Annotated in this window: 15 protein-coding genes (1 of these 15 cut by a window edge); 4 read left to right on the plus strand and 11 right to left on the minus strand. The window is 66.5% G+C overall.

The genetic code is table 11. The features are described 5' to 3' along the window. Positions 1-1,483: the 3' portion of a M23 family metallopeptidase gene (locus FGU64_RS11610; RefSeq protein WP_139953422.1), read on the plus strand. It extends 476 nt beyond the left edge of the window; the window shows 1,483 of its 1,959 coding nt (coding positions 477-1,959); its start codon lies off the left edge, out of view; its stop codon occupies positions 1,481-1,483. Between the two features lie 88 nt (positions 1,484-1,571). Here the strand turns inward: FGU64_RS11610 and FGU64_RS11615 are convergent, their stop codons facing one another. After that, entirely contained in the window at positions 1,572-3,086 is a 1,515-nt protein-coding gene (locus FGU64_RS11615) for a L,D-transpeptidase (RefSeq protein WP_136359849.1), read from the minus strand. A 188-nt stretch (positions 3,087-3,274) separates the two neighbouring features. Beyond that, on the minus strand, positions 3,275-5,884 hold the full coding sequence (gene clpB / locus FGU64_RS11620; RefSeq protein ID WP_136359848.1) for an ATP-dependent chaperone ClpB: 2,610 nt from the start codon (positions 5,882-5,884) through the stop codon (positions 3,275-3,277). A gap of 244 nt (positions 5,885-6,128) precedes the next feature. On the opposite strand from clpB, the gene FGU64_RS11625 reads away from it, so the two are divergent. Continuing rightward, a complete protein-coding gene (locus FGU64_RS11625; protein ID WP_180375515.1) occupies positions 6,129-6,734 on the plus strand; it encodes a DUF998 domain-containing protein in 606 nt (201 codons plus the stop codon). A 10-nt stretch (positions 6,735-6,744) separates the two neighbouring features. Here the strand turns inward: FGU64_RS11625 and FGU64_RS11630 are convergent, their stop codons facing one another. The 6 genes from FGU64_RS11630 to FGU64_RS11660 all read right to left on the minus strand — a co-directional run bounded on the left by FGU64_RS11630 (position 6,745) and on the right by FGU64_RS11660 (position 15,011). After that, the gene (locus tag FGU64_RS11630) at positions 6,745-7,614 is read right to left on the minus strand and encodes a DUF4167 domain-containing protein (RefSeq protein WP_139953424.1); all 870 of its coding nucleotides are present in this window, start codon (positions 7,612-7,614) and stop codon (positions 6,745-6,747) included. Between the two features lie 309 nt (positions 7,615-7,923). Next, on the minus strand, positions 7,924-8,784 hold the full coding sequence (prmC, locus tag FGU64_RS11640; protein ID WP_139953426.1) for a peptide chain release factor N(5)-glutamine methyltransferase: 861 nt from the start codon (positions 8,782-8,784) through the stop codon (positions 7,924-7,926). Between the two features lie 70 nt (positions 8,785-8,854). Next, on the minus strand, positions 8,855-9,931 hold the full coding sequence (gene prfA / locus FGU64_RS11645) for a peptide chain release factor 1 (RefSeq protein WP_139953427.1): 1,077 nt from the start codon (positions 9,929-9,931) through the stop codon (positions 8,855-8,857). 84 nt (positions 9,932-10,015) lie between these two features. Continuing rightward, the gene (locus tag FGU64_RS11650) at positions 10,016-11,257 is read right to left on the minus strand and encodes an MFS transporter (protein ID WP_139953428.1); all 1,242 of its coding nucleotides are present in this window, start codon (positions 11,255-11,257) and stop codon (positions 10,016-10,018) included. Between the two features lie 126 nt (positions 11,258-11,383). Beyond that, a complete protein-coding gene (gene ptsP / locus FGU64_RS11655; protein ID WP_136359841.1) occupies positions 11,384-13,654 on the minus strand; it encodes a phosphoenolpyruvate--protein phosphotransferase in 2,271 nt (756 codons plus the stop codon). A gap of 82 nt (positions 13,655-13,736) precedes the next feature. Beyond that, positions 13,737-15,011, minus strand: coding sequence for an aspartate kinase (locus tag FGU64_RS11660; RefSeq protein ID WP_139953429.1), 1,275 nt, complete (start codon positions 15,009-15,011; stop codon positions 13,737-13,739). A gap of 226 nt (positions 15,012-15,237) precedes the next feature. Between FGU64_RS11660 and ubiG the strand changes: the two genes are divergently transcribed. Further along, on the plus strand, positions 15,238-15,999 hold the full coding sequence (ubiG, locus tag FGU64_RS11665; RefSeq protein ID WP_139953430.1) for a bifunctional 2-polyprenyl-6-hydroxyphenol methylase/3-demethylubiquinol 3-O-methyltransferase UbiG: 762 nt from the start codon (positions 15,238-15,240) through the stop codon (positions 15,997-15,999). 10 nt (positions 16,000-16,009) lie between these two features. Here the strand turns inward: ubiG and FGU64_RS11670 are convergent, their stop codons facing one another. Further along, entirely contained in the window at positions 16,010-16,921 is a 912-nt protein-coding gene (locus tag FGU64_RS11670; protein WP_139953431.1) for a DMT family transporter, read from the minus strand. 94 nt (positions 16,922-17,015) lie between these two features. Between FGU64_RS11670 and FGU64_RS11675 the strand changes: the two genes are divergently transcribed. Continuing rightward, positions 17,016-17,504, plus strand: a complete 489-nt coding sequence (locus tag FGU64_RS11675; RefSeq protein ID WP_139953432.1) for a MarR family transcriptional regulator — start codon at positions 17,016-17,018, stop codon at positions 17,502-17,504. A 17-nt stretch (positions 17,505-17,521) separates the two neighbouring features. On the opposite strand, the gene FGU64_RS11680 is transcribed toward FGU64_RS11675, so the two are convergent. Both FGU64_RS11680 and FGU64_RS11685 read right to left on the minus strand, forming a co-directional pair. Beyond that, positions 17,522-17,947, minus strand: a complete 426-nt coding sequence (locus FGU64_RS11680) for a DUF1178 family protein (protein WP_139953433.1) — start codon at positions 17,945-17,947, stop codon at positions 17,522-17,524. Beyond that, positions 17,944-18,810 (minus strand): carbon-nitrogen hydrolase family protein, encoded by an 867-nt coding sequence (locus FGU64_RS11685; protein ID WP_139953434.1) that lies wholly within the window; start codon positions 18,808-18,810, stop codon positions 17,944-17,946. The genes FGU64_RS11680 and FGU64_RS11685 overlap by 4 nt, the downstream gene beginning before the upstream one ends. Positions 18,811-18,821 lie beyond the last annotated feature (11 nt).

The raw sequence follows: 18,821 nt of genomic DNA on the forward strand, positions 1-18,821 counted from the left end.
CGGCCCCTCGCTCGCCGCCGGACAGATCTACGGCGCCAAGGTCGAGAACGAGATGACCTTGAAGACGATCGATTTCCCGATCGAGACCGCCGCCTTCGACGAGACCAGCGACCTTTCCGCCGACGAGGTCGAAAAGGTGGTGCGCGAGGCGGGCGCCGGGCTCGACGAGGGCGCGGTGCAGGTCGCCGCGCTCCATTATGTCGACCCGCAACGCTTCGGCGACCAGCTCAGCCAGTCCATGGCCGGCTCCTACGGCGTGAAGATCGTGCCGGAGAACGTCTCGGTGGCGCCGCGCGCCGAGGCCGAGAGCGACGACGCTCCTTCCTTCGCCGAAGAGATCATCCCCTTCACCAAGGACACCGACATCGCCGGCGCGCTGGCCGATTCGGGCTATACCGGCGACGATGCCGTCAACATGGCCGAAGCGATCGGCAAGCTGCTCAACACGACGGCGCTGAAGGCCGGCAGCGTGCTGCGCGTCGGCCTGGAGATTCACGGCGACGCGGCCAGGATCGTGCGCACCGGCGTCTACGACCGCACCCGCCACATCGTCACCATCGCGCTGGACGACCGCGGCCAGTACGTGCCGGCGCAGGAGCCGGACCCGAACCCCGAACTTTTGACCGCCTTCGACGATTCGCCGCCGCAGACGGTGCGCGGCAGCCTGCCCAACGTCTATGACGGCATCTACCGCGCCGCCTATTCCTACGGCATGTCGAAGAAGATGACCCAGCAGGTGGTCAGGCTCCTTGCCTCCGACGTCGACTTCCAGTCAAGGCTGAACCCGTCTGACCGGCTGGAAGTGCTGTTCTCCCAACCCGATAGCGACGACGGCGCATCCGACGATTCGGAACTGCTTTATGTCTCGGCCTCGATCGGCGGCATGACGCGCAACCTCTACCGCTTCCAGATGCAGGACGGCACCTTCGACTATTTCGACGAGGAAGGCCGCAGCGCCGAGCAGTTCCTGCTGCGCAATCCGCTGCCGGCCGGCAAGTTCCGCTCGGGCTTCGGCGCTCGCCGCCATCCGATCCTGGGTTATGTGCGCATGCACACCGGCGTCGACTGGGCGGCCCCCGTCGGCACGCCGATCATCGCCGCCGGCAACGGCGTCATCGAAAAGGCGGGCTGGGCCGGCGGCTACGGCAAGCAGATCATGATCCGCCACGCCAACGGCTACGAAACCTCCTACAACCACCAGAGTGCCTTCGCCAAGGGCATCGCACCCGGCGTGCGGGTGCGGCAGGGCCAGGTCATCGGCTATCTCGGCCAAACCGGCCTCGCCACCGGCCCCCACCTGCATTACGAGTTGATCGTCAACGGCACCAAGGTGGACCCGATGCGCGTGCGCCTGCCCACCGGCCGCGCGCTGAAGGGCGACGACCTCATCGCTTTCAAGCGCGAGCGCGAGCGCATCGACGAACTGCTGAAGCAGCAGGATTCGGATCAGTTGAAGGTGGCCAGCGCCAAGGTGGAAGGATAAGGCAGTAGGGCAGTAAGGGAATAGGGCAATAGGCACTTGCCCCGAACCTCTTTCCCCTACTGCCCTACTGCCCTATTCCCCTACTCCCTCAATCCACAAACTCCACCGTCACCCCCTGCTTGACCAGCTTCGCCAGTTCGTTGGCGTCCCAGTTGGTCAGGCGCACGCAGCCATGGCTCTCGGTCTTGCCGATCTTCGAGGGTTCGGGCGTGCCGTGGATGCCGTAGGTCGGCTTGTCGAGCGCGATCCAGATCGAACCGACCGGCCCGTTCGGCCCCGGCGGAATGGTCAGCACCTTGTCGTTCTCGCCCTGCTTGAAGTTGATCTTGGGATTGTAGGTGTAGTTCGGGTTGAAGGCGACGCGCGACACCGCATGCGTGCCGGTGGGCGAAGGCGTGTCGGCCGAACCGATGGTGGCCGGATAGCTCGCCACCAGCTTGCCGGCCGCATCATAGGCGAAAACTTCCTTCTTGCCCTTGTCGGCGACGATATGCGCCACCGGCGTCGACACCAGCCGGCCGAAATTGGCGACCTTGATGACGGTGCCCGGCCGGTTGAAGTTCACGCCGGGATTGAGCGCCTTGAGATAGTTCTCGTCCATGTGGAAGCGCTCGGCCAGCGCCTCGGTAACGGAGGTGAAGCCCAGCCGTTCGAGTTTTGCCTTGGCACCGTAGTCTTCCGGCACGGACGCGACATAGGGGCCGGCGGCATCCTCGGCCGTGATGGTGTAGCTGGCGAAGGGGTCGCCGCCGGTCCGCGCCAGCTCCGCCTTGATGGCCGCCGAATCGGTCGACCGCAGCCGGCTGCCGGTGATCTGCGCATAGGAGGCGAGCGCCTTGTCGACGTTCGAGCCGAAGCGGCCGTCGATGACGCCCGGCGAGGCCCCCGCGCGGTCGAGCAGCACCTGCAACGCCGCCACGTCCTCACGCGCGCCGAGCGAAAGCGACGGGTCAACCGTCGTTCCGGCTCCGATCTTCGGCTGCTCGGGCGCCGGCTCCGTCGCCTTCGCGGCCGGCTGTGCCGGCTGGACCGCTGCTTCCTCGAGCGGCTTGCGCTCGATCGGCCCACCCTCGACCGGCTTGCGCGCGACAGACGGTGGCGCGACCGGCGAGTCCTCGCCGTAGCGGTCGCTTTCGCCGGGCGCCGGCGGGTACCGGTCGTCCGGAACGCCGAAACCATCGTCGCCGAAGCCGCCGTCATCGATGCCGAACCCGTCGTCGCGCAGGCGCTCCTCCCGCATCTGGCGGCGGCGCAGCCGGGCCATGTCTTCGGGATCGTCGAGATAATAGCGATCACTTCCGGGCGGCGGCTCGTCCAGGCGCTGCGCGCGCTCGCGCAGGCGCAGCTGACGGCGATCGAGCCGGCCCTGCGGCGGCTGTATGGCGATCACCTTGCCAGTGTAGGAATCGACGATGACCCGGTTGCCGCGTCCATCGTAGAAAACCTCGTAGTCGCCGTTCTGGGCGACCTGCAATCCGTCTGAATCGACCGGCGCGGCCACGCGCGGCGCCTCAATCGCTTCGCCACCCGGCAATGCGGCCAGGGCCTCCGATGCCGTCAGCCCGGCGAAAAGCGTCGAGAGAAGCAAAAGCGTACGGACCATCTGGCCAAAAATCTCCGGTCGTTCACGTTGCCGTCCTGCCCGTACGGCGCGGCAAACCCCTTCGCACGTAACCTGACAACTCATCTATTGGTTCCAACATGAACCGGGCATGAAAATGGCGAAGCGCTGGCGACAAGCAAAAGCCCCCGCTCATCGCGGGGGCCTCACCATTCCATGCGTTCCGGCGCTTACGCCGCCTTGTCTTCCTTCACCGCGCTCGGCTTGGACCGGAAGTTCAGCCGGTCGGAGCCTGCGGTGACCTTGACGGTGGAACCGTCGAGGATCTCGCCGCCGAGGATCTTTTCGGCCAGCGGGTCCTGCAACTCCTTCTGCATGACGCGCTTCAGCGGCCGCGCGCCATAGGCAGGGTCGTAACCCTTCTCGGCCAGCCACTCGACCGCATCGTGATCGAGGTCGAGCGCGATCTTGCGATCCTCGAGCAGCTTTTCCAACCGCTTCAGCTGGATCTCGACGATCTGGCCCATGTCCTGCCGGCGAAGCCGGTGGAACAGGATGATCTCGTCGACACGGTTCAGGAACTCCGGCCTGAAATGCGCGCGCACGACGTTCATCACATCGTCGCGCACCAGGTCGACGTCCTGGTCTTCGGTCAGGTTGACCAGATATTCCGAGCCGAGGTTCGAGGTCATGACGATGAGGGTGTTGCGGAAATCGACCGTGCGGCCCTGCCCGTCGGTCAGGCGACCGTCGTCCAGCACCTGCAACAGAACGTTGAACACGTCCGGATGCGCCTTTTCGATCTCGTCGAACAGGATCACCTGATAAGGCCGCCGCCTGACCGCCTCGGTCAGCACGCCGCCCTCCTCATAGCCGACATAGCCGGGAGGCGCGCCGATGAGGCGGGCCACGGAGTGCTTTTCCATGAACTCGCTCATGTCGATGCGCACCATCGCCGTCTCGTCGTCGAACAGGAACGAGGCGAGTGCCTTGGTCAACTCGGTCTTGCCGACACCCGTGGGGCCGAGGAACATGAACGAGCCGATCGGCCGGTTCGGGTCCTGCAAGCCGGCGCGGGCACGCCGCACCGCCTTGGAGACGGCCTGCACCGCTTCGCCCTGGCCGACGACGCGCTTGGCGATCTCGTCTTCCATGCGAAGCAGCTTCTCGCGCTCGCCTTCCAGCATCTTGTCGACCGGAATGCCGGTCCAGCGCGACACGATGTGGGCGACGTGGTCGGGGGTGACCACCTCCTCCACCATGCCGCCACCCTGACCGTCGCGCGCCTCGGCTTCCTTGAGCTTCTTTTCCAGCTCCGGGATCTTGCCGTAGGCCAGTTCGCCGGCCTTCTGGAACTCGCCCTTGCGCTGGGCGATCGCCAGTTCGTTGCGGGCTTCGTCCAGTTCCTTCTTCAGGTCCGCCGCTTCGCCGAGCTTGGCCTTTTCGGACTGCCACTTGGCCGTCAGCGCGTCGGATTCTTCCTCCAGCCCGGCAAGCTCGGTCTCCAGCCGGGCCAGACGATCCTTGGATGCCTCATCCTTCTCGACCTTCAGCGCCTCGCGCTCGATCTTGAGCTGCATGATGCGGCGGTCGATCTCGTCCAGCGCCTCGGGCTTGGAGTCGACCTGCATGCGCAGCCGCGAGGCGGCCTCGTCCACCAGGTCGATCGCCTTGTCCGGCAGGAAGCGGTCGGCGATGTAGCGGTTCGACAGCGTCGCCGCCGACACCAGCGCCGAGTCCGAGATGCGCACCTTGTGGTGCTGCTCGTACTTCTCCTTCAGCCCGCGCAGGATGGAGATGGTATCCTCCACCGACGGCTCGTCGACGAAAACCGGCTGGAAGCGGCGGGCAAGCGCCGCGTCCTTCTCGATATACTTGCGGTACTCGTCCAGCGTGGTGGCGCCGACGCAGTGCAGCTCGCCCCGCGCCAAAGCGGGCTTGAGCAGGTTGGAGGCGTCCATCGCCCCGTCCGCCTTGCCGGCGCCGACCAGCGTGTGCATCTCGTCGATGAACAGGATGATGCCGCCGGCGGCAGCCGTGACCTCGTTGAGCACGGCCTTCAGCCGCTCTTCGAACTCGCCGCGATACTTCGCACCGGCGATCAGCGCGCCCATGTCGAGCGCCATCAGCTGCTTGTCCTTGAGCGATTCGGGCACGTCGCCGTTGACGATGCGCAGCGCCAGCCCCTCGGCGATGGCCGTCTTGCCGACGCCCGGCTCGCCGATGAGCACCGGATTGTTCTTGGTGCGGCGCGACAGAACCTGGATCGTACGGCGGATTTCGTCGTCACGGCCGATGACCGGATCGAGTTTTCCGCTGCGCGCATCGGCCGTCAGGTCGCGCGCGTACTTCTTCAGCGCATCATAGGCCTGCTCGGCGGATGCCGAATCGGCCGTGCGGCCCTTGCGGATGTCGTTGATGGCGGCGTTCAGCGCCTGCGGCGTAACGCCGGCCTTGGCGAGGATATCGGCGGTCTTGGCCGACTTCTCCATGGCGAGCGCCTGCAACAGCCGCTCGACGGTGACGAACGAATCGCCGGCCTTCTTGGCCAGATCCTCGGCGGTCGAGAACACTTTCGCCAGCGGCTGCGCCATATAGAGCTGGCCGTTGCCGCCCTCGACCTTCGGCATTGCCTCGAGGGCGGCATCGACGCCGAGTTCGACGTCGCGCGGCCGCCCGCCGGCCCGTTCGATCAGCGAGGCGGCGAAACCATCGTCGTCGTCGATCAGCGCTTTCAGGATATGTTCGGGGGTGAACTGCTGGTTGTTGCGGTTGAGCGCATATTGCTGCGCGGACTGGATGAAACCACGCACGCGCTCGGAATATTTTTCAAGATTCATACCTGTCTCCTTCCGTCACCGGCCCGCTTTGCGGCACCGGATCGGCCTTGGTGACGAACCCGCTTGGCAAGCCGGGCCCTGTTCCTGAGCGAATATGGTGCGGCTTCCGGCATCCCTCAAGGGCGCGGCAGGGGCCTGAAAGGCGAAGGCCGGGAAAAATTCCACGGACGCGAACCGCGCTTCCCACCGCGGCCCGTCCATGCCATGTCCGCAAACGAAAAACCTCTTGAGGGAGAGTTGGCCGATGCCCTTCTACCAGACCGCCGCCGGCGTCGCGGCAGCATGCTACGTGCTGGCTCTCGCGCTGCTGATTGCGCTTCATCGCGTCGAGCGGCAGCGCAACCCGGTCAGCACCGCCGTCAGCGACTACGGCACCGGCAAGGCCGCGAAGCTGTTCAAGGTCTATGGGGCGGCCGGCATCATCGGCGCTGCGGCGCTCTGCCGGGCGATGCTGGACTATCCCGGCGCGGAATTTCCCCGCGCCGCCGTCTGGTGCCTCGGCGCGCTGGCCGTGCTCAGGCTCGGCATCTTCGCCTTCAAGACCGACGAAGGCGCCTTCGGCCGCACGCGCGAAGGCATCGTCCATCTCGTCTTCGCGGTGGTGACCTTCACGCTAGCCTACGAGGTCGTCAGCTTCGGCGGCCCGACGACGCTTGCAATCACGACGGGGCCGCTCAACGCGGCCTTCGCCCTGCTCGGCTGGATCGTGCCGATATCGCTGGCCCTGGTGGTCGTGACGATGGTGCTGCCCAGGTTGCGCGCTTTCTTCGGTCTAGCCGAGCGCGCCTTCCTGGTTTCTACCCTGCTGTGGTTCCTGCTTCTGGCGGCTCGGCTGTTCGCCAGCGCCTGAACGGTTTTTATCAGCCTTCGACAGATGCCGGGGCGTCGCCGGCCTCGGCGGCGGCCGGCTGATCGGCAGCGCTTTCAGCGGTGCGGCTGCGGCGCGGACGCCTGGTCTTGCGCGGCGCGGCTTCCTCGCCGCCGGCGCTTTCGGCCTGCTCGACCTGCGCGGCGAGGCCGGCCGGACCGAGATCAGCGACGGCCGCCGCAGGGGTGGGGGCAGCGGCGACAGGAGCCGTTTCAGCAGACGTATCCGCCTGCACCGATTCCGCCCTGGCTTCGGCCGGCTCAGCGGCCGCCTCGCGGCGCTCGCCCTGCTCGTTGCGCGGGCCACGGTCGGGGCGCTGGCCATTCTGGTATCCATTGCGGCGATCGCGATGGTGGCGGTTGCCGCCATTCTCGCGGCCTCCGTTCTCACGACCATTGCCTTCGCCGTTGAGCGCGACTTCGGCCGGCATGCCCTCGATCACCGGCTGCGGGCCGGCGCCATGGTTGACCGCCGCGACCGGCGCCTCGGCGGCATTGCCGGCGCCCTCGAAGTCCTCGCGCTCGTCGTCCATATCGTCGTCGAACTCGTCGCGGTTCTGCTGCTGGTGCTGGATCGGCATCTGCGCCTGCGCGGCGGCGATGATGCGATTGTAATGTTCAGCGTGCTGGAGATAGTTCTCAGCCATCACGCGGTCGCCGGAGCTTTGCGCATCGCGGGCCAGCGTGGCGTATTTCTCGGCGATCTGCTGGGCGGAGCCGCGGATCTTCACGTCCGGCCCGTTGCTCTCGTAGTTGCGGTTGAGCGGGTTCGGGCCGCGGCGGTTGTTATTGTTGTTGTTATTATTGTTGTTGCCGCCGCCGTTACGGCCGCGCATGCGCCTGTTCTGCTGTTGTGGCCTCATCAGGACTCTCTTCCAGATTGAACTTGAAAAAACTCTCCGCGTACGGCGGCGCTCATGCGGCCTGCCGTCTCGCTGTCTCACCGGTGCTCGCCCGCATCGATTGCGTTGGCGCCACGATATTCCTGTTCCGGTTACATCACTTGCCGGACGATTCCCGCACGAAGCTTGGGCGTCGTTTGCGCAAGAAGGCAGCTATTTCCAAGGAAACCGAATCGCTTAAGAGCACTGCCTGCTTCGTTCATCCGGTTGGCCGGACCTAAACGCATTTTACCGGGCTTGCCAAGCGTTTTTTTCGCCGCACCCGGCTTTTCATACCGGTGAAAACACCAGGACACGGTCGTTGCCTGCCAGATCACGCATCGCTTCCAAGACAATAAAGCCCGTCCGCTCGAACAACGCCGTCACGTCTTCCTTCTGTGTGCTGCCGATCTCGACGGCAACGATGCCGTCCTTCTCCAGATGCGCCGCCGCGTTGGCAGCGATGATACGATAGACATCCAGACCGTCCGCGCCGCCGTCCAACGCTTGGCGCGGATCGAAATCGCGCACCTCCTTTTGCAGGGCCGCGATCTCCTTGCCAGCTATATAGGGCGGGTTGGAGACGATTGCATCGTATCGGCCCGAAATTTTCTCGAACCAGTCGGATTGCAGCGTGCGAAAGCGCCCGTCGAGCCCAAGGTCGGCGGCGTTGCGCGCCGCCGTCGCCAGCGCGTCGGCCGAAATATCGACCCCGGTCGCCACCGCCTGCGGCGCCGCCGAAAGCAGCGCCAGCGCGATCGCCCCGGTACCGGTGCCGAGATCGAGGATGCTGCATGCCCCCTTGCCTTGCACCGCCCGGCGCACGAAAGGCAGAACGGCCTCGACCAGCGTTTCGGTGTCGGGGCGCGGCTCCAGCGTCTCCTTCGACAGCGACAGCCGAAGCCCGTAGAATTCGCGGAAACCGAGGATGCGATGCACCGGCTCGCCGGAAATTCGGCGGACGAGCGCGGCCCCGACCACCTTCACCACCCCGTCGTCAACGAGCCTGTCCGGATCGGCGATCGCGTCGGTACGCGTCGTGGCGGAAAAATGCTCGACCAGCAGGCGGGCGTCGAGCGCGGCATCCGCGATACCCGCCTCGGTCAGCTGGTGGCGCGCCTTTCGCAGAAGTTCCGCCAGCGTCAAGGCCATAGCCCCCCTGAGCGGGGGAAGACGGCTCGAACGATCGGAGGAGGGCTTTGCACCATCGGTCGCGGTGCCCCTAGTCTTCCTTCATGTCGGCCAGCAGCTTCGACTGGTGGTCGGCGATCAGCGCGTCGACCACCTCGTCCAGCTCGCCCTCCATCACCCGGTCGAGCTTGTAGAGGGTGAGGTTGATACGATGGTCGGTCAGCCGCCCCTGCGGAAAATTGTAGGTGCGGATGCGCTCCGAGCGGTCGCCCGAGCCGACCTGCGATTTTCGCGATTCCGAGCGCTCCTCGGCGGCACGGCTGCGCTCCATGTCGTAGAGCTTGGCGCGCAGGATCTGCATGGCGCGCGCCCGGTTCTGGTGCTGCGACTTCTCCGCCTGCACCACCATGATGCCTGTCGGCAGGTGGGTGATGCGCACCGCCGAATCGGTGGTGTTGACGTGCTGGCCGCCGGCACCGGAGGCGCGCATCGTGTCGATGCGGATATCTTCGGGGCGGATGTCGATGTCCACCTCCTCGGCTTCCGGCAGCACCGCCACCGTCGCCGCCGAGGTGTGGATGCGGCCCTGCGCTTCCGTCGCCGGCACGCGCTGCACCCGGTGAACGCCGGATTCGAACTTCAGATGCGCGAACACGCCCTTGCCCGAGACGGAAGCGACGATTTCCTTGAACCCGCCGGCATCGCCGTCGCTGGCCGACACCGTCTCGAAGCGCCAGCCCTTTTCGGCGGCATAGCGCTCGTACATGCGGAAAAGATCGCCGGCGAACAGGGCAGCCTCGTCGCCGCCCGTGCCGGCGCGGATTTCCAGGATGGCGTTCTTCTCGTCGGCCGCGTCCTTCGGCAGCAGCAGAATCTGGATATCCTGTTGCAGTGCCTCGATTTTCTCTTCGACGCCCGGCAGGTCGGCCTCGGCCAGCGCCCGCATCTCGGCGTCAGTCGCCTTGTCGTCGAGCATGGCTTGCAGATCGGCCGCTTCCTGTTCCGCCGCCCGCAGCGCCCGGATCTTGGCGACCATTTCCTGCATGTCGGCATATTCCGACGCCATCTTGACGTAAGCGTCCGGCGCCGGCCCGGCGGCCATCTGCGCTTCCAGCATGTCGAAACGCTTGACGACCTGGTCCATGCGATCGCGGGGAAGGGAGATCATGGGTGTACGTGAAGGTTGGAGTTCATGGCCGGCAAATAGCCGAGATTGCCGCAAACCTCAACGAGCGCCGGTTGGCCCGCTCGATCAGTTGCCCTGGAGCGCGGGCATGCGGGCGACGGCTTCGCGCAGTCCTATCTTCTTCGCCGCCATGGCCAGAACGACCGAGGCCAGCACGCACCAGGCCGCCATCCACAGCATCTGGGTCGGCAGCGGAATTCCCTGGTCGATGAGCGCGCCCGTGATGCCGGGGCCGAGCGCCGACGACAGCACCATGGCCGAAACCGTGATGGCGCGGATGCCGCCCAGGTTGGCAAGCCCGTAGACCTCCGGCCACAGGGCGCCGAACAGCGTCGAGGTCAGGCCGTTGGAGATGCCGAGCAGGAACATGAAGACATAGACGCCCCAAACCGGCGTCACCAGCCCGGCCACCGCCGCCGAGGCAGCAAGAGGCAGCAGCGAATAGGGCAGCAGATTAAGCGATCCGAGCCGGTCGATCAGCGCGCCGCTGACGAAACTGAAGCCGACGGTGACCAGCGACATCACGGTGAAGGCAGCCGCAAAGGCAAGCGGGTCGTAGTGCCTGGTCTCGATCAGATAGCCCTGATGGAAAAAGATGACGGTGGCGATGAAGGACGGCGCGAGAACTCCGGCGAGCAGCAAATAGAGCATCGGGTCGCGGATGACCTCGCCGCGCGTCCAGTCGCGGGCGGTCCGCGCCGTGAGCGATTTCGCTTCCGTGGATCGCGGCACGCGCTCGACCCGCATCAGCCCCACGATCGCCGGCAGGCCGACCAGCATGAGAACGGCGGCCGAGGCGAACCAGACCGCGCGCCAGTCGCCGCTCCAGCCATGGACAAGAACGACGATCATCGGAAGCAAGGCCGTGCCGGTCTGCGAGCCCTGAACGATGACGGCCATGGCCCGGCCCCGGTTGGCCACGAACCACCGGCCCGTTTCGGTGAACGCCGTTTCCGTCATCATGCCCTGCCCGAACAGCCTGAGCAGATAGAGCGACAGCGTCAACACGGCGACGTTCGGGGCAACGGCGAGCAGCACGCAGGCGAAGGCGAGCGCGGGAATGGTGAAGCGCGCCACCTTCCAGCCCGGCATGACATCGAGCGTGCGGCCGAGCCAGGGCAGGGTCATGGCGGACGCCAGCGTCGCCAGCATGTAGATGCCGCCGAACGCCCCGCCCGACAGATCGAACGCCGCGCGCAGGTCGTTGCCGGACATGCCGATGAAGAAGGTCTGGCCGAACGACGAGAACAGCATCAAAAGGAAACCGCCGGAGAGCCAGCGGCCGTTGTCGCGCATGAAATTCAGCATCGGGACAGCTTTACGAACGCAGCCTGGAAGGAGATTCTCGACAAGGCGCGGGCAAGAACAGTCTTTGCGCAATAACCGTCCGGCGCGCCTTTGCCAACGGAAATGCGACGGCCGGCCGACGCACGCCTATAGCGGTATGCCACGATCGTCCGCGAAGGCCTGCAGCAGCGCCCGCATCGGCACGCCGGTGGCCGGCTGGTCGAGATTGTCGTCGAACAGCGCCGTGAGTTCGGCCAGCGGCAGTTCGGTCAGCATCGCCTTGACCGGGCCGATCGAGGCCGGCGACATGGAGATGGAGCGGAAGCCCAGCCCCAGAAGCGCCATGGCCGATATCGGCTTGCCGGCCAGTTCCCCGCACAGCGTCACCGGCGTGTTGTTGCGCGCTCCCGCCGCCGCGACCGTCCTCAGCACGCGCAGGAATGGCACCGACAGCGGATCGAACCGGTCGGCGAGGCGCGTGTTGCCGCGGTCCACCGCCATGACGAACTGGAACAGGTCGTTGGAGCCGACCGAGACGAAATCCACCGCCTTCATCAGTTCGTCGAGCTGGAACAGCAGCGACGGCACTTCCAGCATGGCGCCGACCTTGAGGCTGGTCGGCAGGTGATGGGCGAAGCGCGACAGGTGGCGCACCTCCTTGTCGATGATCTCGCGCGCCTGGGCGATCTCGGACAATTCCGTCACCATCGGCAGCATCAGCTTGAGCTCGCGCCCGCCGCAGGCCTTCAAGAGTGCCCTCACCTGCGTGCGCAGGAGGCCGGACCGGTCGAGCGTGAGCCGGATGGCGCGCCAGCCGAGCGCCGGGTTCTCCTCCTGCACCGCGTCCTTGAAATAGGGCAGCACCTTGTCGCCGCCGATGTCGATGGTACGGAAGGTGACGGGCTTGCCGCGCGCCGCCTCGACGACGTCGCGATAGAGCTTCTCCTGCGCCTCGGCGCGCGGGAAGGCCGACGCCACCATGAATTGCAGCTCGGTGCGGAAGAGGCCGATGCCGGCCGCGCCCGAATCGGCCAGGTGCGGCAGGTCCACCGAAAGGCCCGCATTGAGCAGCAGGTCGACCGGCACGCCGTCTTTGGTGACCGATGGCTTGTCGCGCAGTTCCTGGTAGAGTTTCTGGCGCCGCGCGCGGAAGCGCACCTTCTCCGCATAGGCGGCCTCGAGGTCCGCCGGCGGCCTGAGATGGATCGAGCCCTCCTCGCCGTCGACGATGATGGGGTCGCCGTTCTCCGCCATCGAGACCGCGCCCTTCATCTGGCCGGCGACGGGAATACCCATGGCGCGCGCCACGATGACGACGTGGCTGGTGGCCGCGCCGTCCTCCAGCACCAGGCCGCGCAGCTTGTCGCGCGGATAGTCGAGCAGTTCTGCCGCCCCCATCGAGCGCGCCACGATGATGGCGTCCTTCGGCAGCGCCGCCGCCACATCCTCCGGCCCGCGCCCCATCAGCTGGCGCAGCAGCCGATTGGCGAGATCGTCGAAGTCACTCATGCGCTCGCGCAGATACGGGTCGGTCATGTGGATCATGCGCGCGCGCATGTCCGACTGAACCTTTTCCACCGCCGCTTCCGCCGTCAGGCCGTTGCGGATCGCCTCGTGCAGGCGGCGCACCCAGCCGCGGTCGTTGGCGAACATGCGGTAGGCTTCCAGCACCTCGCGGTGCTCGCCCTCGAAGGCGACCTCGCGGCGCGACAGCATGTCGTCGATGGAGAGCCTGAGCGAGCCGAGCGAAGTTTCCAGCCGGCGGATCTCCTCGTCGCTGTCCTCGTTGAACAGGCTGGTGACGACGATGCGCGGCTCGTGCAGGACGACATGGCCGAGGCCGACGCCGTCGTTGAAAGACAGGCCGGTGAAGGAAACGGGGCGCGACAGGTCGAGCTCCACGCCGGTGCGGTTGAGCCGGGCGAGATCGCCGGTGGCGATCATCTCGGCGATCACCATGGCGGTCGTTTCCAGCGCCTCGACCTCGTCGTCGCGGTAGTTGCGCATGGTCTTGTTCTGGACGACCAGAACGCCCAGCGTGCGCCCCGCCCTGAGGACCGGCACGCCGAGGAAGGAGTGGTAGATCTCCTCGCCCGTCTCCGGCAGGTAGGCGAAAGCGGGATGCTCCTGCGCGTTGGACAGGTTGAGCGGCCGGGCGCTGGCGGCGATGGTGCCGACAAGGCCCTGCCCCAGCCGCAACTGCGCCTGGTGGACGGCGTTCTTGTTCAGGCCTTCGGTGGCGTAGAGTTCCAGCACGGAATCGGAGCGCAGCACATAGAGCGAGCATACCTCGGCCACCATGTTGGAGGCGATGTCTCGCACGATCCGGTCGAGCCGCTCCTGCGGCTCCATCGGCTCCTGCATGAGCTCGCGGAGTCGTCTCAGCAGTACGCGCGGGCCGCTGGCCGTATCACGCATCGCGAACGTCTTCTCCAATGCACCGAGGCGCCGGCGCGACCCTTTCGCCGCCCCGACGCTGCCGTCAAATCATATCCACGTCCTAATGCTTATCGAGGCCGTAGACAGAATGCAAAGTCCGAACCGCCAGTTCCGTGTAGGGACCGTCGATCAGGATCGAAATCTTGATCTCGGACGTGGTGATGGCGCGGATGTTGATGGATTTCTCGGCCAGCGCCTTGAAGGCGGTGGCGGCGACGCCGGCATGGCTCCTCATGCCGATGCCGATGACGGAGACCTTGGACATGCCGTCGTCGTGCTGGACGGCGTCGAAGCCGACCGTTTCGCGCACCTTGTCGAGCACGGCCAGCGCTTTCGCCACGTCACCGTTCGGCACGGTGAAGGTCATGTCGGTCGACTTGCCGTCCTCGGAGATGTTCTGGACGATCATGTCGACGTTGATGTTGGCCTCAGCGAGCGGGCCGAAGATGCCGCCGGCGACGCCCGGACGGTCGGCGACGCGGCGCAGCGAGATCTGCGCCTCTTCCTTGGCATAGGCAATTCCGGTGACGACCTGCTGTTCCACGATTTCATCCTCTTCGCATATCAGCGTACCGGGCGGGTTCAGGAAATCGCCCATGCCGGGCGCATCCGGGTCGGTGAAGGACGACCGCACGAAGGTCCGCACCTTGTGCACCATCGCCAGTTCCACCGAGCGCACCTGCAACACCTTGGAGCCCAGCGACGCCATTTCAAGCATTTCCTCGAAGGAGATGCGCTCGAGGCGGCGAGCCTTCGGCTCGATGCGCGGATCGGTGGTGTAGACGCCGTCCACGTCGGTGTAGATGTCGCAGCGGTCCGCCTTCACGGCGGCGGCGATGGCGACGGCGCTGGTGTCGGAGCCGCCGCGGCCGAGCGTCGAGATGCGGTTGTCGGGGGCGATGCCCTGGAAACCGGCGACGACGGCCACCTGCCCCTCGCCGAAGCGCTTGATCAAGAAGGAACCGTCGATGTCGATGATACGCGCCGCGCCGTGCGCCCCGTCCGTCTTGATCGGGATCTGCCAGCCCTGCCAGGAGCGCGCGTTGACGCCCATCGACTGCAAGGCGATGGCGAGCAGGCCGGACGTCACCTGCTCGCCGGAGGCGACGATAGCGTCGTATTCGCGCGCGTCGAAGAACGGGCTGTTGGCGCCGGTGGCCTTGGGCATGCCCTGCACCCAGCCGACCAGCTCGTTGGTCTTGCCCGACATGGCCGACACCACGACGGCGACCTCGTGGCCGGCATCGACCTCGCGTTTGACGTGCCGCGCCACATTGTGGATGCGGTCGAGGTCGGCGACGGAGGTCCCGCCGAACTTCATCACGATGCGCGCCATGGAAGCGGCCTGCCTCTGGATGCTGCCGGAAACCGGAAATGACTGGAACCGCCCCGGCGGACCGGGGCGCGAATGCGCGGCCTCCTTAGCCAAACCGTGCCGGTTTCGCAAGGCATGCGCTTGCCTGCGGCCATCCTGCCGCACCGGGCGGCCGCGGCGATGCGCCGGCAGCGCCTTGACATTCACGGCCATGGGACCGACTTGGTAGCGTCGCAGGAGACCGCCCATGCCAGATTCCAGAGCCGCGCAGACCGGACGATCGACCATCGACACCGCCGAGGTCGAGCGCTTTGGAGCGCTCGCCGCCGAATGGTGGAACCCCAACGGCAAGTTCCGGCCGCTGCACAAGTTCAACCCGGTAAGGCTCGCCTATATCCGCGACCAGGTGGCGGCCCGTTTCGGCCGCGACCCGCGCGCCGCGCGGCCCTTCGAGGGCCTGCGCTTCCTCGACATCGGCTGCGGCGGCGGCCTCCTGTGCGAACCGATGGCGAGGCTCGGCGCCGAGGTTGTGGGAGCGGACGCCGCCGCCACCAACGTCGAGGTGGCCAGGCTGCACGCGGCCGAATCGGGCGTGGAGGTGGATTACCGCGCCACCACCGCCGAGGCGCTGGCCGACGCCGGGGAAAAATTCGACGTGGTGCTGAACATGGAAGTGGTCGAGCACGTCGCCGACATCGACCTTTTCGTCTCCAAATGCGCGGAGATGGTCAAGCCCGGCGGCATCATGTTCGTCGCCACCATCAACCGGACGCTGAAGGCGCTGGGGCTGGCCATCATCGGCGCCGAATACGTGCTGCGCTGGCTGCCGCGCGGCACCCACCAGTTCGGCAAGCTGGTGCGGCCAGAGGAACTTGAGACGGCGCTGACCGGCGCCGGTCTCACCGTGATCGACCGCACCGGCGTCGTCTACAGCCCCTTCGCCGACCGCTGGCACCAGTCGCGCGACATGGACGTCAACTACATGATGCTGGCCGAGAAGGCGGCCTGAGACTTGCGCTTCAGGCAGGCTCGCGCTCACCAATCTCGCCCCGCTCCTGCGCCTTGGTGGTGATGAAGACGCCGGCGACGATGATGGCGGCGCCTGCCCAGGTCAGCAGCCGGTAGTGTTCGCCGAGGAACAGCGTTCCCGAAAACAACCCGATCGCCGCCGCGACATAGCCGATCTGGCTGAGATAGACGGGGCCGCCCACCGCCTGCAGGCGGAAGAAGAAGGCGAACATGGTCGAGGCCGACAGCATCTGCGCGGCGACCACCCAGGGCACCTGCGCAAGCGGCGCGAAGGCACCGGCGCCCTGCGTCGCCAGGATGGCGACCAAAAGCATCGCCGCCGCGGCCAGATGGCTGCCGATGGCGAGTTCGATCGGCCCGGCGCCGTCGGGCCAGGCAACCGTGCGGTAGATGTTGCCGACGGCGAGGCTGGCCGGGATCAGCAGCGCCACAAGGACCCAGAAGATGTCGGCGGGCTGCCCCGCTTCGCCGCGTGTCAGCGCCACCATGGCCGCGCCGACAAAGCCGACGAGGATGCCGGCCATGCCGAGAAGGTTCGGCCGCCTGACGCCGAGCAGGATCGAAAAGACCAGCGTGATGATCGGCGACAGCGTGAACATGATGCCCGTGTAGCCGGCGCCGAGATGCGGAATGGCCGAAAACATCAGGAAATTGGGGAAGGCGTAGGACACCGCCGCCGTGACGAGGAAATAGCGCAGCCGCCGCACCGTCAGCCGCATTCCGCGGCCGCTGGCGAGCAACGCCGCCAGCAGAAGGCCGCCGGCGCCCAGCGAGACGACGAAGGCCCACACCATGCCCGGTGCGCCGGCATCCGTGCCGATCTTGCCGAACGGCAGCGTCAGCCCGAGCAGGGCGCCGGTGACGACGAGCAGCGCGAAGGCCGAATTCCAGAGTGACGCCATGGTGCCGTTCCGTGAGAGAGCGGGCTTGCCCGCATCAGAATTCGGATTATAATTAGCGTAAAGATTCTTAACGTCAAGATACTTTCGGAAAGACATGGACCGCGCAGGCAAAGCGATCGCTCAATGGCGCAAGGAGCGGCCCGACCTCGACGTATCGCCGATGGCGGTGCTGGGCAGGCTGGGCGAGGCGGCAACGCTCGTCGCGCGCGACCGGCTGGCGCCGCTTTTCGCCCGCTACGGCTTGCAGCACGGCGAATTCGACGTTCTGGCGACGTTGCGCCGTTCGGGTGCACCGTTCTCGCTGACGCCGACGGCGCTCTACGAGACGACGATGGTGACCTCTGGCGCCATGACCAACCGCCTCGACCGGCTGGAAAAGGCCGGGCTGATCCGCCGCGTGCCGCATCCGAGCGACCGGCGCGGCCTCATGGTTCAGCTCACCGAAGAGGGCCGCGAGCTGATCGACCGTGCCGTCGAAGCGCATATCGAGAACGAGCACCGGATCCTGTCCAGCCTGGATACGGAAGAACGCGAAAGGCTCGCCGCCCTGCTGGAGAAGTTGATCGCCGGCTTGGCCGACTGAACGGCCGCGGGCAGCAATTAGTTGCGGTCGTCGGGAAACACCGGGATCGGCATGAAGTCGACGCCGTCCTCGGCAAGCGAACGGGCCTCCTCGGCGGTCGCTTCGCCATAGATGCCGCGCGGATCGGTTTCGCCGAAATGGATCTTGCGCGCTTCCTCGGCGAACTTGTCGCCGACATAGTCGGCATTCTCTCGCATCTTTTCCGACAGCGCCTTGAGCTGCGCCATCGCTTCCTTCTGCGCCTGGCCCATAGCCAGCGCCATTTTCTCGCGATTGCGGCCGGTCGAGACGGCCGGCGCCATCAGCGCCTTGCCGACCTTCTTGGAGCCGCAGGAAGGGCATTCGACGAAGCCGCGCTTGTTCTGGGTATCGAAATCGTCGTTGGAGCGGAACCAGGCTTCGAATTCGTGGTCGTGCTCGCAGATCAGGGAAAACCGGATCACGACGCCGCCCCTCTCAGGGCCGGTGCGGGACCGGTGACGGTCTCCAGCGTGAATTCGCGCGCGTTCTTCAGGTTGGGGATCTTGGCGCGCGCGGCGGCCGACTGGGCGGCGTCGATCTCCGCCACGACCACGCCGGGATCGGCATGGTCGGCTTCGGCCAGCACGCGGCCCCACGGATCGACGATCAGCGAATGGCCGTAGGTCTCGCGGCCGTCCTCGTGCACGCCGCCCTGTGCGGCGGCGACGACGAAGGCGCCGTTCTCGATGGCCCGCGCCCTGAGCAGCACATGCCAATGCGCCTCGCCGGTCTGGCGCGTGAAGGCGGCCGGCACCGACAGCAGATCGGCACCCGCCAGCGCCTCGGTGCGGAAAAGCTGCGGGAAGCGCAGGTCGTAGCAGATGGCGAAGCCCAGCCGGGCCTCGCCGATATCGGTGACGACAGCCTCCGTGCCCGGCTCGTAGGCCGAGGATTCGCGCCAGCTTTCGCCCTTGTCGAGATCGACGTCGAACATGTGGATCTTGTCGTAAGAAGCGCGCAGCGAGCCGTCAGGCGCGTAAAGCAGCGCCCGATTGGCGAGCTTGCCGTCGGCGCGGCGGATGGCGGTCGAGCCGACATGCAGGAAGACGCCGAGTTCGGCCGCCAGCCGGCCGGCCACGGCAGCGACGCCGTCCTTGTCCTGCGTGGTAAAGGCAGCCTTGCGCGCCTCGGCGTCACGCACCATGGCGCCGGTCATCTCCGGCGTCTGGATGTAGCGGGCGCCCTGTCCCGCCGCCTCGCGCACCATGCGCTCCATGTCGGCGACATTGCGTTCGGGATCGGTGCCCGAACGCATCTGGATTGCGGCAACCTTGAATGCGGCCATGACAGTCTCCG

This window comes from Mesorhizobium sp. 8 (genome assembly GCF_006351905.1).
Taxonomy (GTDB): Bacteria; Pseudomonadota; Alphaproteobacteria; order Rhizobiales; family Rhizobiaceae; genus Mesorhizobium; species Mesorhizobium composti.

What these genes read in the sequence shown, in the direction of transcription:
- FGU64_RS11615 (WP_136359849.1), bottom strand. Translation starts at nt 3,086, where the DNA reads ATGGTCCGTACGCTTTTGCTTCTCTCGACGCTTTTCGCCGGGCTGACG.
- clpB (WP_136359848.1), bottom strand. Translation starts at nt 5,884, where the DNA reads ATGAATCTTGAAAAATATTCCGAGCGCGTGCGTGGTTTCATCCAGTCC.
- FGU64_RS11625 (WP_180375515.1), top strand. Translation starts at nt 6,129, where the DNA reads ATGCCCTTCTACCAGACCGCCGCCGGCGTCGCGGCAGCATGCTACGTG.
- FGU64_RS11630 (WP_139953424.1), bottom strand. Translation starts at nt 7,614, where the DNA reads ATGAGGCCACAACAGCAGAACAGGCGCATGCGCGGCCGTAACGGCGGC.
- prmC (WP_139953426.1), bottom strand. Translation starts at nt 8,784, where the DNA reads ATGGCCTTGACGCTGGCGGAACTTCTGCGAAAGGCGCGCCACCAGCTG.
- prfA (WP_139953427.1), bottom strand. Translation starts at nt 9,931, where the DNA reads ATGATCTCCCTTCCCCGCGATCGCATGGACCAGGTCGTCAAGCGTTTC.
- FGU64_RS11650 (WP_139953428.1), bottom strand. Translation starts at nt 11,257, where the DNA reads ATGCTGAATTTCATGCGCGACAACGGCCGCTGGCTCTCCGGCGGTTTC.
- ptsP (WP_136359841.1), bottom strand. Translation starts at nt 13,654, where the DNA reads ATGCGTGATACGGCCAGCGGCCCGCGCGTACTGCTGAGACGACTCCGC.
- FGU64_RS11660 (WP_139953429.1), bottom strand. Translation starts at nt 15,011, where the DNA reads ATGGCGCGCATCGTGATGAAGTTCGGCGGGACCTCCGTCGCCGACCTC.
- ubiG (WP_139953430.1), top strand. Translation starts at nt 15,238, where the DNA reads ATGCCAGATTCCAGAGCCGCGCAGACCGGACGATCGACCATCGACACC.
- FGU64_RS11670 (WP_139953431.1), bottom strand. Translation starts at nt 16,921, where the DNA reads ATGGCGTCACTCTGGAATTCGGCCTTCGCGCTGCTCGTCGTCACCGGC.
- FGU64_RS11675 (WP_139953432.1), top strand. Translation starts at nt 17,016, where the DNA reads ATGGACCGCGCAGGCAAAGCGATCGCTCAATGGCGCAAGGAGCGGCCC.
- FGU64_RS11685 (WP_139953434.1), bottom strand. Translation starts at nt 18,810, where the DNA reads ATGGCCGCATTCAAGGTTGCCGCAATCCAGATGCGTTCGGGCACCGAT.